We start from the raw sequence: 13,597 nt of genomic DNA on the forward strand, positions 1-13,597 counted from the left end.
GGTATCCACGCCAAGGGCAGTACAAAGTCAGCACGGGTGCTGGCAACAACCACAAGAGACCCCAGCTTGCTCGGTCAGAGGCGCAAGCTGGGGCTTCCTTTTGAGTGGTGCTAGCAGTTGGCCCCGAGCTTTTCGGCCGCGCGTACGGCGCTGCCCCAGGCGAACTCGTTGTTGTCGCTGAAGTAGTAGTAGGAAGCGCCGTTAGGCATCATGGCCACGGTGATGCCGCCAAACCCGGACATGAACGGAACGTGGTACGTGCAACCGCCAGACGCGGCGGGCGGGAAGGCGCTGGCCCACGTGCTGTTGTTGTACAGCAGCGGCACGTTGGCCGTGGGCAGGCCGCGGTCGGCCGGGTTGCGCTGCATGGTGTCGGCCAGGACCTTGGGGTGCAGGACCTGGTTGCGCCCGATCTTGCCGTTGTCGTTGTTGAGGAGTTTGGCGACCTTGGCGATGTCGTCGGTGTTCCAGAACAACCCATAGCCACCGTACGGCGCCCCCTGCGGGCTGTTGTCCGTGCGCAGCGTGGTCATGGTCCCGGCGCTGAGCTTGAGGGGGGCGAACACCTCGTCACGCAGCAGCGAGAACGCGTCACGGTGACGGCTGCCCTGCTTGTCGAGGTAGGCGCCCATCGCCCGGGTGGCGAGGAACGTGTCGGAGGTGTGGTAGATCCACCGCTTACCCGGCGCCTCCTTGGTGTCGTATTGCAGGGCGGCCCGCATCTTGTCGCGCAACGACTCGCTGCCGAGGAACGCCCCCATCGAGGTGTCCTCGTCCGCCATGTAGTCGGGCGAACCGTACTTGCCGGTCGCCATGTCGAGGGCGTTCTCCAGCGTGATGTTCTTCCAGTCGGCCGCCGCGCGCCGGGCCTCGGGGATGAGGTTTCCGATGCGCTGATCGCCCACCTGGAGCCCGTACTTCTGCGCCAGCCGCATGTGCGCCACCGAGGCGAACGCCGTCTTGGCCGTCGAATACGACGGAAGACGCATGTCCCCGCAGAAAGCGTAGGTCCCGTGCCGGGTCTGACACCCGGACACGTAGTTCACACCCTTGTAGAGCAGGCCATAGACCGTGAGGTGCTCACGCGTGACACCGGTCCCCGCCCCAAAACGGGCCAGGTCGATCCCGGGATAGTCCACCGCGAGCTGCTCAAACGGCTTGGTGGGCAGCCGGGCACCCACCTCGGCAGCATGAGCCGCCCGAAGCCCCTGGGCGCCGTGCACCCGGTAGGGCTGGTAGGTAGCCGGAAGCTGTCCCCACATGTCGAACTTGATGCTGAGACACGTCTCCTGCGTGACCTGGTACCGCACCTGGCTCACCGAAGACCGGTTGAACAGGAACGACATCGCCCCGTTCTGCGTGCAGTTGTGGTTCCGGAACACCAGGGCGAACGGGAACGAAGCCCGCGACCACCCGTTGTCGCCGTTCTCCCGCCATACCCGGCCGGGCCCGGTGATGAGGTTCCAGGTGGGATGTCCGGTGATCACCAGGCCCTGCACTTTGGGCACAAGGTGGCTGCCGGTCTGGGTGAACTCCAGCGAGATCTCCGGCAGATGCCGGGCCGGGTTGTCCCCGTCACCGAGGTCGTTGTCGTCGTCCCGCACCTCCTTGAGGCCGCCGCCGGTGGCCTCCCCGCTCAGGGTGAGCCTGCCCTCGAAGGTGTGCGCCGGCATGGCGGCCTGCTCGGGTACGGCGAAGGCCTCGTCGGCCACCGGTGCGGACGCCGTGCCGTTGAGCAGGTCGGCCGAGGTCAAAACGCTCCGGTCGACCGCGCCCGACCCGGTCAGGGGATCGCCGGGTACGGCACCGCCACGATGAGCGGCTTCCGAAACGTCGGGGGTGGTCGCGGCGGCAGGGCTGACCGCCACGGCGGCCAGGAGAAGTGAGGTGATCGCAGTACGTAACACCAGGGGGGTGCGCATTATTGCTCCAAAACCACGAAAAACGTCGAGGGTGGCGGTCACGCGACAGGGGTGACGGGGAACGGGCCGAGGTCGCGCATCACCTCCCCCGTGCTGTAGCCGTACAGAGCGGGCGGGAACGGCGGCGGCGCGTCGCGGAGTTGCTTCCACAGAGCGTTGAGCCCGGCGGTGCCGTGTTCCCTGACGGTGGAGACGAGGTCGAGGTCGAGGTAGACGGTGAGGTATTCCTCGCCGTCGCCGGCCTCGGCGAGCACGCGCCCCTCGGGGTCGACGATCACACTGCGGCCGGTGCCGAAGAGTTTGCCCACGTTGGGGTTGATCAGGTAGAGCTGGTTGGTGATGGCGTTGGCGCGGGCGAGCACGAGTTCCTGGGCCCGGTCGCAGGTGCGGGTGTAGGTCGGCTGGATGATCACCTCGGCGCCCATCCATCCGAGCGTGCGGGAGATCTCCGGCACCCAGCCGTCGTAGCAGATGGCGAGCCCGAAGCGGCCCACGCCGGGGATGTCGAAGGTGACATGCTCGTCGCCCGGCACGCACGACTCGTGCGGCATCCACGGGAACAGCTTGCGATAGCGCGCCACGATCTCACCCTCGGGCGACACGGCGATCGCGGTGTTGTGAATCTTGTCGCCGACACGCTCGATGATGGTCCCGGGAACGATCCACTTCCCGACCTCCGCGGCGATCCGGCACACCTCGTCGGTGAGGGGGCCCGGGATCGGCTCGGCGATGTCCTGGAACAACCCGGGGATGACCGGGCTGTCGAAGCTGCCGAGTCCCGTGAGGTAAAGCTCGGGGAAGACCAGCAGGTCGACGGCGGGCATGGACGCCGCCATGGTGCGCACCTCGAACCGGAACTTCTCCAGCGTCGCGGCGGGGTCGCCCACGACGGGCGCAACCTGTGCGGCGGTGACCCCGATGATTCTGCTCAAGGTTGAACTCCAAGTGATAGGTCCATCGACGCGCGGCCCCGGCCGGGCACGGAGTCGAGGAGTTGTCGGGTGTAGTCGTGCGCTGGTGCGTCGAACAGCTGCTCGGCGGGGGCCTCCTCGACGAGGCGCCCGCCGTACATCACCCCCACCCGGTCGGCGAGGTGGCGCACGACGGCGAGGTCGTGGCTGATCAGGAGGTAGGCGGGGCCGTCGTCGGCGCGCAGGTCGGCGAGGAGGTTGAGGATCTGCGCCTGTACCGACACGTCCAGTGCCGAGGTGGGCTCGTCCAGGACCAGCAGGCGTGGCCGCAGCGCCAGTGCGCGGGCAAGCGCGACGCGCTGAGCCTGCCCGCCGGACAGTTCGTGCGGATAGCGGGAGAGATGCGCGGTGCCGAGGCCGAGGCGTTCGAGGTCGGCGACGACCTCCTCGCGCAGGGCGGCGCCTTTGGAGCCGGTGCGGATCCGCATCGGTTCGGCGACCAGGCGTTCGATGGTCATGCGCGGGTTGAGCGAGGCGTGCGGGTTCTGGAACACGATCTGCACGCGGCGGCGCAGCAGCCGCAGCTCGCCCGAGCTGATTTTGGCGGTGTCGGCGCCGTCGACCACGACCGATCCGCTGCTGGGGCGGATGAGGCCGAGCACGCATCGCGCGAGCGTCGTCTTGCCGGAGCCGGACTCGCCGACCACGGCGTAGGTCTCGCCGGGGGCCACCGACAGGTCGACGCCGTCGACGGCCCGCACCGCGCCGAACGTCTTCACCAGGCCCGTGACGGACAGGATCACGCGGCACCTCCGGGGAAATGGCAGGCCACGCCGTCGCGCGCGGCCGGCAGCTCGGTCCGGCAGAGGTCGCGGACGTCGGTGCAACGGTCGGCGAAGGAGCAGCCCTGGTCGGCGTGCGTCACACTGCCCGGGATGGAGTCGAGCCGCCCGCGGGGGGCGTCGAGCCGGGGCAGCGCGCCGAGCAGCGCCCGCGTGTAGGGGTGGCGGGGCCCGTCGAGTACGGCGGAAGCCGTACCCTCCTCGACTACCCGGCCGGCGTAGAGCACGTAGACGCGGTCGCAGATGTCGCGTGCCTCGGCGAGGTTGTGGGTCACGAACATCACGCCGAAGCCGTGTTCGCGTTGCAGCTGGAGCAGGAGGCGGAGGATCTGCCGGGCCACGGTCACGTCGAGCGCGGTCGTGGCCTCGTCGGCGATGACCAGCGACGGCTCGCACGAGAGCGCGAGCGCGATCATGCAGCGCTGGAGCATGCCACCGGAGAGCTGGTGCGGGTAGGCATTGAGCACGCGGTCCGGCAGTTCGACCGATGTGAGCAGCTCGGCCGCCCTGGCGTATGCCGCCTTTCTAGTGCATCCGGTGTGGGCGCGCAGCACCCTGACGAACTGCCCCCCGATGGTGGTCACCGGGTCGAAAGCGGTGCCGGGGTTCTGGAACACCATGGTGACCTCACGGCCCCGGATGGCCCGCCTGTCCTGCCCGAGCAGGTCACGGCCACCGAGCACGACCCGCCCGGAGGCGTGCGCGCCGGGGGGCAGCAGGCCGAGTACGGCGAGGCCCGTCAGGGTCTTGCCGCAGCCGGTCTCGCCGACCACGCCGACGATCTCGCCGGGGCCGACCCGCAGGCTCACCCCGCGCACCGGCCGCCCGTTTCCGATGGAGATCTCCAGATCCTCCACACTCAGCAGGGTCGTCACCGGCCCACCTCCCTCGGGTCGAGCGCGTCGCGCAGGGCGTCGCCCAGCAGGTTGAAGCCGAGCACCGCGAGGAAGATCGCCGCGCCGGGGAAGGCCGACATCCACCAGTGGGAGAAGACGTAAGTCCGGCCTTCTGCCACCATGAGTCCCCAGTCGGGTGTGGGCGGCTGCGCGCCGAGGCCGATGAAGGCCAGCGAGCCGGCGGCCAGCAGCACGGTGCCGATGTCGGTCGTGGCCTGCACAAGGATGGGCGAGGAGCAGTTCGGCAGGATATGCCGCCGCATGATGGTGATGTCACGCAATCCGAGCGTGCGGGCCCCCTCCACGAACGGGCGTTCCCGCAGCGAGAGCGCGAGGCCCCGCACCAGGCGGGCATACCACGGCCACCACGACACGACCAGCGCGATCGCCGCGTTCCAGAGCGACGGGCCGAGCAGGCTCACGACGACCATGGCGAGCAGCAGTGGCGGGAAGGCGAGGAACATGTCCGCCACCCGCATGATCGCCTCGTCGAGGCGCCCGCCGCGGAACCCCGCGATGAGCCCGAGCGGCACCCCGACGAGTACGGCGAGGCCGACGACCGCCATCGACACCAGGAGAGCCGGGCGTGCGCCGTACACGATGCGCGACAGGATGTCGCGGCCCATCGCGTCGGTGCCGAACCAGTGGGTGAGGCTCGGGGCGAGGTTGCGGTCGGCGACGCTGGCCGCGCCGGCGCCCTGCTCGGGGAACGGCGCGAGCAGCGGCGCGAACGCCGCGACCAGCACAAGCAGGGCGACGAGGGCGAAGCCGAGCACGGCGGGCCCGTCGCGCAGGAGCCTGCGGTAGACGCCGCGTTCGGGGAGCGTCGCGATCGGCGGGGTCTTCGACATGGACAGCAGGCTCATGCCAGCCCCACCCTCGGGTCGAGCCGGGCCTGGATCAGGTCGACGACCAGGTTGACCAGCACATACCCGACGGCGCCGAGTACGGTGACGCCCATGATGGCCGGATAGTCGACGTTGAGCAGCGCCTGAGCGGCGAACTGCCCGAGGCCGGGCCAGTTGAACACGACCTCCACGAAGAAGGTGCCGGTCAGGGAGTAGGCGAGGGTGAGGCCGAACACCGTCGTCACCGGCGGCAGCGCGTTGCGGAGCGCGATGCGCCAGGTCACGGTGCGCTCGGCCAGACCGTAGGCCCGTGCCGTACGGACGTGGTCCTGGGAAAGCGTTTCGATCATGGTTGCCCTGGTCATCCTGGCCACCACTCCGGCCGGGTAGGCCGCGAGGGTCGCGGCGGGGAGCAGGATGTGGAGGAAAGCGTCACCGAAGGCCGTCATGTTGCCCGTGAGGAGGGCGTCCACGGTGTAGAGGCCGGTCAGCTCGGTGATCGGGGAGACGAACGGCGTTTCGGGCCCGAGGCGTCCCGTCGGGGGGAGCAGGCCGAGCGCCCGGACGAACACCACTTGCAACAGCAGACCCAGCCAGAACGCCGGCATCGAGACACCCCCGATGCTGAGCAGCCTGATGAGATGGTCAAGCTTGGTGCCTTTGCGGCGGGCCGCGATCACCCCGAGCACCAGCCCGACGGCGACGGCCACCACCATCGCCACGATCAGGAGTTCGAGGGTGGCCGGCAGGCGGGTGCCGATCTCCTGGAGCACCGGCTGCTTCGTGCCGATCGAGTCGCCCCAGTCGCCGGTCAGCATGTCGCTGAGGTATCGCCAGAACTGGATGTGCAGCGGCTGGTCCAGCCCGAGCTCCCGCTCCACCCTGGCGATGTCCGCCGGTTGTGCTTTCGGGCCGATGTAGGCCACTGCCGGGCTCGCCGGCACCACCCTCGCCAGGAGGAAGGTCGCCAGCATCACACCGAGAAGCACCAGGGCGGAGGTGGCTGCTCTGCGGAGCAGGAATCGTGTCATCGAGGCGCCAGTTGGTTGAAGAACATGTTGAACGCGTAATCCGGGTTGCAGGTCAGGCCCTTGATGCGTTTCGGCGAGACAAGGGGGTTGCGTACGTCGTAGAGGAAGAAGCCGGGGGCCTGGTCGACGAGGATCTTCTGGGCGCCTGTGTAGAGCGCCTTGGCCTTGTCCGGGTCGGTCGCGGTGAAGGTGCCCGCCTTGGCGAGCAGGCCGTCGAACTCCTTGTTCTTCCAGTAGCTCAGGTTGAAGAACGGCTTCTCGCTGGAGTGGAAGAGGGAATACAGGTTGTCCGAACCGCCGTCACTGTAGGTCGGCCAATAGAGCAGCAGGAAGATGTCCTGGGCCTTGGCCGGGTCGCCCTTGCCGAGTTCCCACTGCTGGTTGAAGAGCATCGGGCTGATCTCGACGTCGACGCCGATCTTGGAGAAGGAGTCCTTGATGAGCGGCGCGAAACGCTTCTGCGCCTGATTCTCCGCGGCGTAGGTCATCTTGAGCTTGAGCCCGCTCACGCCGGCCTCGTCCAGCAGCGCCTTGGCCTTGGCGAGGTCGTAGGTGTAGGTCGGCACGTCGGTGCCGCCGGGGAAGATGCTCTGCGGCACAGCACCGTAGGCCTTTGAGCCGAAGCCCTCACCGCCGATTTTGATGATGTCGTCGTACGGCAGAGCATGCGAAAGCGCCTGACGAACCTTGGGGTTGTCGAGCGGTTTGCGGGCGGTGTTGAAGAAGCCCACATAATTGCTGGCCGTGGCGCACTCCCCCACGTCCAGATTGGGGTCGGCCTTGAGCTGGCCGATGTTCTCCAGCGGAAGCCCCGAGGCGAGGTCGACCTGGCCACCTTGCAGCATCTGCTGCTGGGTGACCGCCTCGGGGGTGATGTGCGAGACGACCGTGGGGTAGGCGCCTTTCTGTCCCCAGTAGCCGTCGAAGCCGCGCAGCACCACCTGCTTGCCCGGCTGATATTCGGTCACCTTGTACGGCCCGGTGCCGCCGTCGACGGTGCCGCTCTCGAAATGTTTGTCGTTGCCCTTGGCGGCGGCCAATGCCTTCGGGCTGACCATCCACGCTCCGTACATCGAGGAGGCGATGAGCTCCATCGGCGCGGCGTATTTCAGTGTGAAGACCAGCGTGTGGTCGTCGGGCGCCTTGACGTTCTTCAGCGGCGCCCAGATAAAGGAAGCGCCACCGCGCTCCTGCGCCGCCTCTACGGATGCCTTCGCGGCGGCGGCGTTGAACTTCTCGCCGTCATGGAACGTTACATTCTGCCGCAGCTTGAATGTCCAGGTCTTCTTGTCCGCGCTGGCCTCCCAGCTCTCGGCCAGCGCCGGCCGGAACGGCTCGGCCGATCCGGGCGGGTTCTTCCAGAGCAGTGGCTCGTAGACGTTGGCCATGTAAAAGATCTCGGTGGAGAACGACTTCACCGGATCCCACGTCGTGATGTTCGCTGACGTCGCGACGTTGAGTACGCGGGCGGGAGGCGGTTTGGCACCGGCACCACCGCCACCGCCACCGCAGGCGGTCACCGCCGTGAGGGCCACGGCGAGCAGCGCGGCGGCGGTTCCGCGTCGTTTGAGGGGAGTTGGCATAGGGGCTCCTGATGTTCCGGAGACCTGAACGATTGCCAGCATTCTGCCCACCTGCGAAAATACTGTCCAATACCAACAAGCTCGTCGACCCATGCTTTTCAGGCATTGACCCGGCCCGGAGCACACGCCCATGGAGTTACGGCACATCCGCTACTTCCTCGCCATCGTCGAGACCGGCTCGACCGTCAAGGCTGCCGAACGCGAACTCGTCGCCCAGCCCTCCCTGTCCCGCCAGCTCCGCCGCCTGGAGAGCGAACTCGGCATCGACCTGTTCGTCCGCGACGGCGGGCGCCTCCATCTCAGCGCCGCCGGCGAACGTTTCCTCCCCATCGCCCGCGACCTCATCGCCCGTTCCCGCCACGCCCAGACGACCCTCCGCGACCTCGCCGCCGGCCGTCCGCCCCGCCTGACCGTCGCCGCCCCGCCCACCACGATCGCCGACGTCATCGCCCCTTTCATCGCCACCACCACCGCCGCCGACCCCTTCATCACCGTCCGCGAGGAACTCCCCGCCACCGCCTACGCCACCCTCGGCCGCGGCGCCGACCTCGCCATCTCCACCACACCCCCGCCCCGCCACCTGGCCGGCCGCCCCCTCGCCCACCTCCCCATCTGGGCCTACCTGCCCCCCACCCACCCCTACGCCACCCGCACCCACATCACCGTCGCCGATCTCGTCAGCGAACCCCTCCTGCTCCTCACCGCCGACCACGGCACCCGCCGCCGCTTCGACCACGCCGTCCTCGACGCCGGCCACCGCTGCGACATCGCCTTCGAAACCACCGTCCCCCAAATCGCCCAGGCCCTCGCCGCCGCCGGCCACGGCATCGCCGTCGTCTCCGACGACCCGCGCTATGGCTTGCGGGCCCTCGCCGTACTGACCCCGCAGGGAAGCCTCGCCATCGACCTTTACGCGGCTTGGGACCCGACCCACTACGCCGCCGACACCCTGGCGACCTTGGCGGACGACTTGGCGTCCTATTGCGTCATCACTTATGGACCGGACGTGTCACCCTCGGTCCATGTCTGACTGGAAGGAGGCCCAGCCAGCACCTCCCGCAGACCGATCGGATCACCAAACTCCGTCTTCACGATGTGCCGAGTGGGCCTACCCGACATAGTGGGAACTGTGCGAGCTGAGAACACAGATTGGCCTGAGCCGGTGACGACCTGCTGGAACTACTGGATGGCGGTGCCCACCGGCGACCAGGCGGGTGTGATGGAGATCCTCGGCTTGTCCGAACTGAGACCGGTCACGTTCGCGCAGGCCAGGGAACTGCTGGACGCCGCCGCACACGGTGATCTCGACGGTCGCCGCCACCTGTCCTGGGTATACGTCAGTCCGGAAGTGGACGGCTGGATCTTGGTGATCGGTCCTTGGTGCGATCCTTGTGATGGCGGGCGCCATGAGGACGTGCTCAAGTCGTGCCGGACGCTCAGCGCGCGATTCGGCCGGGCACAGGCTTACTACTTCGGCGAGCAGGGCGACGGCTCGGCATGGCTGCTGGCCGAAAACGGCTCGGTCATACGACGGTTCGTGACAACGGATGAACCCACCGGCGAACAGGCCGCCCGCCGAGGCCAGAGACACCGCGGCCGCGGCGCCCACCAGGGAATATCGCACTCGGCGGGCGGAGGGCACTTTCCACGGTGGTGCCTCTTCAGGAGGCATCACCCAGGTGCGGTCGAGAAACCGGGTGACGTCGCGGTCGTCAGACGTCTGCCATGCCTTGCCGGTCGACCGCGGCGTAGACCGTGCCCATGCCGCCCGCGCCCAGCCTGTGCACGAGGCGATAGGGGCCGATGGACCGGGGATCGCTTTTCAGCAGGGTGGCTTGGGGCTGGGCGCTCACGGACGGCGGCTCACTGAGGTTTGTTGGGGAACTTGAAGGACTGGAGGATCTCCTCGGCCTGGGCACGGTGCTTTTTGGACAAGGAGTCGACGACGAAGTACACCTTGCTGATCGGGAGGAGCAGATATTCCCGTTCGACCAGCGACCCGTCTTTGCAGTGGCTGCGCGCGTGGCGGTAATAGGCGCGGCGGTCGTTGATGCGGTGCAGGCCGCTTTTGAGCATCGTCCCTTTGCGGCTGGGGCCCGAGGGATAACACACATCACCGCTGACGTCCTGGTTGAGGACGTCGGGGTCGTCGCCGAGTTTCCGTCTGCCGGGCGGTGTCGCCGACCCTCGCCACGTGTGCAGAAATATGCCATGCTCCCCGCAGGAACCGACCCTGTCTGCAACACCCTTGGGAAACATGCAGATCGACTGGGGGCCGGCGGCCGGATCCATAAAGTAGGTCCAGTCCTCGGGAAGACTGAACGACACACGCTCGCTCAGCACCACCTTCCGTTTCCCCCCGTTCACGGGTGCGATGGAAGGCGACGCGGTGGCGACGGCGACGGCCGGGGGCGTGGTGGTCGGGGGCACCTCCGAGCCGGTCGTGGACGCCGACGCGGTCGCCGTGGGGGGTGCGCCGGCGGAGGCGAGGCGAGCGCTGCCCTGTCCCCCGCCCCGGGCGATGAACATCCCTGCGGCCAAAACCGCCGCGATGGCGACCACTCCCCCTGCGATCAGGGCGGTTTTGTTCCGCCGCCGGATCCCCGGGGCGGGGCTTGTCCACGCCCGTTCCATGCCGAGCGGCATGACCCAGGTCCGCTCGACGAAACGGGTGACGTCGTCCCGCACGGTCTGGCCGGCCCTTTCCGGCTCTCCCTCCCCGGTCGTGGCGCGCAGGAGCCGCTCGATCCCGGGGCGTCCGGCGGGGTCCTTGGAGAGTGCCCCCTCGACCAGGCCGCGCAGCGCCGGCGGGAGTGCCTTGGCCGACGGGGTCTCGGTCAGCACGCGCACCGAGAGCACCTCGGGCCGGCCCATGCCGTACGGCAGGCGCCCGGTGGCCGCGAACAGCAGCAATAGCGCCCACCCGTAGACGTCGGCAGGGGGGCCGACCTCGTCGCCTCGGTATTCCTCGGGGCTGATCCAACCGGGTGAGCCCACCACCGCCCCGGTTCCGGTGACGCTGCTCTCCTCCAACGCCCGGGCCACACCCATGTCGATGACGCGCGGCCCGGTGGGCGAAAGGATCACATTGGTGGGTTTGAGATCGCGGTGTATCACTCCGGCGGCGTGCATGGACCAGAGTGCCTCGGCCAATCCGGCCGCGAGTGCACGCAGTTGCTCCTCGCCGAGCGGTCCCCCGTTGTCCACGTGCTGGGCGAGGGTGGGGCCGGGGACGTATTCGGTGGCGAGCCAGGGTTGTGGTGCTTTGTCGTCCGCGTCCAGCACGCAGACGGTGAATCTGCCGCCGACCCGCTGGAGGAGATCGATTTCCTTGGAGAAACGCTGGCGGAATTCCGGGTCGTGCGCGAGTTCGCGGTGGATGAGTTTGACCGCGGCACGACGACCGTCCCGGTCGGTGCCGGCGAACACCACCCCCATGCCACCTTCCCCGAGCCGGTGGGAAAGATGGAAAGGTCCCACTTGGCGCGGGTCGCCAGGGCCTAGCGGGGCAAAGGGGAGGTCCCCGGGGGGTGCATGCATGGAACTGGCTACCCAATGATGATTCGAGGGACAGAGGCTGACATTTCACCCAGAGAATTTCGGGTTAGCCAGCAGGTCATGATCTCCAACTGCGATTCACATTGTCCAGGCTTCGTCTCCTGAACCGTTCCCATCCCGATATGCCAGGAGATCTCCTGGGGGGGTCGAGCGAGCGAACCCGGCCCTGGTATGTAGGTGTTATGAACCGGCTAGCGGCGACCACGGCCTTCCTCCTCATGTTCCTCACCGCGTGCACGGCCGACACCCCCGGCCCACGCGACGCCGGCGGGAGCCGTACATCCTCTGCTCCTGCGGTGACTTCCAGCCCAGGCGACGACGGCGGGAGCCAGGCCGCGTCCGCCCCTCCCATCGCGTCCGGCGCGTGGCAGCAGGCATACCTCGGTGAAACGGGCGGCGCGCTGAAGGACATCGTCGTCTCCGGCCCCGGCGACGCGTGGGCGATCGGGGCGACGCACACCGAGGGGTCGGAGGCGTCCTCCCTCCTGCTCCTGCGGTTCGACGGCACTCGGTGGAACGAGGTCGCCGCACCCTCGGGGCTCAACCCGCACGAACCGGTGCGGCTCGCCGCGGCCGGCTCGCGCGAGGTCTGGCTGCTGGGCCGTGCCACACCCGGGAAGCAGTTGACGGCTTTTCGCTGGGACGGTTCGCAGTGGCGCTCCCAGGGCGAGCTGCCGCCGTGGCCCGGGATGGAGAACGCCTGGGTGAGCGACCTCAAGACGGCAGGGCCGGACAACGTGTGGGCGGTTTACGGCGGGGAGTGGGCGCACCATTGGGACGGGCACGGCTGGCGGGCCGTACGGTTGCCCGCGAGTGCGGTCGCATTGTCAGGGGGTGACCCCGGCGATCTGTGGGCGGTGGGGCACCGTGCCACCGAGCCGCAGGAGCCGCTGACTCAGCCTGCGACGATGCGCCTCGCCGGTGGTTCGTGGCGACTGGTGCCCAGCCCCGAGTATCGCTTTCCGCCGCCGGGCGCCCCCGAGGAGGAGTCCTCTTTGAGCGGCGTGTCCATGCTGGACGGCAAGGGGTGGGCCATCGGCATGCACACCTTCAACCATGGCGAGGTAGAGAACGAACCGGAGGACGAGGTCGCCCTGGTGCGCTGGGATGGGACGACATGGCGCAAGGTGGCCATGCGGCACAAGTTCCCCTACTGCTGCCACAAGCTAGCCTCGGACGACGGCGACGGGTTCGTCATGGCCACCAGCGGCCGGTTGCTCCGCGAAAGCTGGCACGTGGAGCCCGCCGGGGACTCGGTCACCATGCGCCGCCTGACCGCCTTGCCGGAAACGCCGGGGAAGGGTGACTTCTTCGCGGTGGAGGCGATGGCATTCGAGCCGGACGGCAAAACCGTCTGGGCGGTGGGATCGATGAGCGGCAGGGGCACACAGGAACGAGCTGCCATTGCCCGATTGCGGCTTACCGGTCGATGACCTCGCTTTCGCGCTCCGTCAGAGGTGGCATTCAGTGCGCATTCCCGCGAACCCGGGCTTTGCCCGCACAGCATGCTCTAACAACGGCGGTTCACTGCGTGGGGCCGGTCACGAGCGGCCGGACCACTCGGCTTGAGATGAGCCGACGCCCGCTCGACCGGCGGTAGGTGTCCTCATGAGCGCCGAAGGTCTTGGCCCGCGACCCCCTCATAGCTAGCACGACCTCTGAGGGCACCGGGAGGCGACCCTTCGTCATCACTTTAGGTAGTTATCTAGTTTCATCTAGCTATCATCCCTGGTGGGAGTAACTTCGATGAAGGGCAGGCTGTCCGTGCGCATCACGAAACGTCTCACCGCCGTCCTGTTTCTCGTTGCCGCGATGAGCGGCCCGGTCGCCCCGGCCGCCATGGCCGCCAACCCGGTGCCGTCGATTTTGGGCGGTCCGGCTGGGGGCACCAGCTTCAGCTTTCCCGATGTCTTGCTCGTACCGGCTCCCACCCAGCTCGTGCCGTATCCCAACCTCGCACTTCCGTCGCTCGACATCCTCTGAACATCCCCTTGTAAGGGAGCGCG

At 68.2% G+C, this 13,597-nt stretch carries 12 protein-coding genes; 3 read left to right on the top strand and 9 right to left on the bottom strand.

Features of this window, described 5'->3' with window-relative positions; genetic code table 11:
* Positions 1-110: 110 nt before the first annotated feature.
* From Ssi02_RS37125 to Ssi02_RS37155, 7 genes are read right to left on the bottom strand one after another with little or no spacing between them, the layout of a single operon-like run.
* The gene (locus Ssi02_RS37125) at positions 111-1,922 is read right to left on the bottom strand and encodes a serine hydrolase domain-containing protein (protein ID WP_204033037.1); all 1,812 of its coding nucleotides are present in this window, start codon (positions 1,920-1,922) and stop codon (positions 111-113) included.
* A 38-nt stretch (positions 1,923-1,960) separates the two neighbouring features.
* Complete coding sequence (locus Ssi02_RS37130) at positions 1,961-2,854, bottom strand: carbon-nitrogen hydrolase family protein (RefSeq protein WP_204033039.1); 894 nt, start codon at positions 2,852-2,854, stop codon at positions 1,961-1,963.
* The gene (locus Ssi02_RS37135) at positions 2,851-3,636 is read right to left on the bottom strand and encodes an ATP-binding cassette domain-containing protein (protein WP_204033042.1); all 786 of its coding nucleotides are present in this window, start codon (positions 3,634-3,636) and stop codon (positions 2,851-2,853) included. Before Ssi02_RS37135 ends, Ssi02_RS37130 begins: the two co-directional genes overlap by 4 nt.
* Complete coding sequence (locus Ssi02_RS37140) at positions 3,633-4,550, bottom strand: ABC transporter ATP-binding protein (RefSeq protein WP_204033044.1); 918 nt, start codon at positions 4,548-4,550, stop codon at positions 3,633-3,635. The genes Ssi02_RS37135 and Ssi02_RS37140 overlap by 4 nt, the downstream gene beginning before the upstream one ends.
* Positions 4,547-5,437 (bottom strand): ABC transporter permease, encoded by an 891-nt coding sequence (locus Ssi02_RS37145; protein WP_239130359.1) that lies wholly within the window; start codon positions 5,435-5,437, stop codon positions 4,547-4,549. The genes Ssi02_RS37140 and Ssi02_RS37145 overlap by 4 nt, the downstream gene beginning before the upstream one ends.
* Positions 5,434-6,450 (bottom strand): ABC transporter permease, encoded by a 1,017-nt coding sequence (locus Ssi02_RS37150; RefSeq protein ID WP_204033046.1) that lies wholly within the window; start codon positions 6,448-6,450, stop codon positions 5,434-5,436. The genes Ssi02_RS37145 and Ssi02_RS37150 overlap by 4 nt, the downstream gene beginning before the upstream one ends.
* On the bottom strand, positions 6,447-8,033 hold the full coding sequence (locus Ssi02_RS37155; protein ID WP_204033048.1) for an ABC transporter substrate-binding protein: 1,587 nt from the start codon (positions 8,031-8,033) through the stop codon (positions 6,447-6,449). The genes Ssi02_RS37150 and Ssi02_RS37155 overlap by 4 nt, the downstream gene beginning before the upstream one ends.
* Positions 8,034-8,163: 130 nt before the next feature.
* Between Ssi02_RS37155 and Ssi02_RS37160 the strand changes: the two genes are divergently transcribed.
* Positions 8,164-9,063, top strand: a complete 900-nt coding sequence (locus Ssi02_RS37160) for a LysR family transcriptional regulator (protein WP_204033050.1) — start codon at positions 8,164-8,166, stop codon at positions 9,061-9,063.
* A 682-nt stretch (positions 9,064-9,745) separates the two neighbouring features.
* On the opposite strand, the gene Ssi02_RS37165 is transcribed toward Ssi02_RS37160, so the two are convergent.
* Together Ssi02_RS37165 and Ssi02_RS37170 are read right to left on the bottom strand one after the other, a co-directional pair.
* Entirely contained in the window at positions 9,746-9,886 is a 141-nt protein-coding gene (locus tag Ssi02_RS37165; RefSeq protein WP_204033146.1) for a hypothetical protein, read from the bottom strand.
* A gap of 10 nt (positions 9,887-9,896) precedes the next feature.
* Positions 9,897-11,573, bottom strand: a complete 1,677-nt coding sequence (locus Ssi02_RS37170; RefSeq protein ID WP_275410803.1) for a serine/threonine protein kinase — start codon at positions 11,571-11,573, stop codon at positions 9,897-9,899.
* A gap of 200 nt (positions 11,574-11,773) precedes the next feature.
* Between Ssi02_RS37170 and Ssi02_RS37175 the strand changes: the two genes are divergently transcribed.
* Positions 11,774-13,024 (top strand): hypothetical protein, encoded by a 1,251-nt coding sequence (locus Ssi02_RS37175; RefSeq protein ID WP_204033054.1) that lies wholly within the window; start codon positions 11,774-11,776, stop codon positions 13,022-13,024.
* 313 nt (positions 13,025-13,337) lie between these two features.
* The gene (locus Ssi02_RS37180; RefSeq protein WP_204033056.1) at positions 13,338-13,574 is read left to right on the top strand and encodes a hypothetical protein; all 237 of its coding nucleotides are present in this window, start codon (positions 13,338-13,340) and stop codon (positions 13,572-13,574) included.
* Positions 13,575-13,597 lie beyond the last annotated feature (23 nt).

It is taken from the genome of Sinosporangium siamense, from assembly GCF_016863435.1.
Taxonomy (GTDB): Bacteria; Actinomycetota; Actinomycetes; order Streptosporangiales; family Streptosporangiaceae; genus Sinosporangium; species Sinosporangium siamense.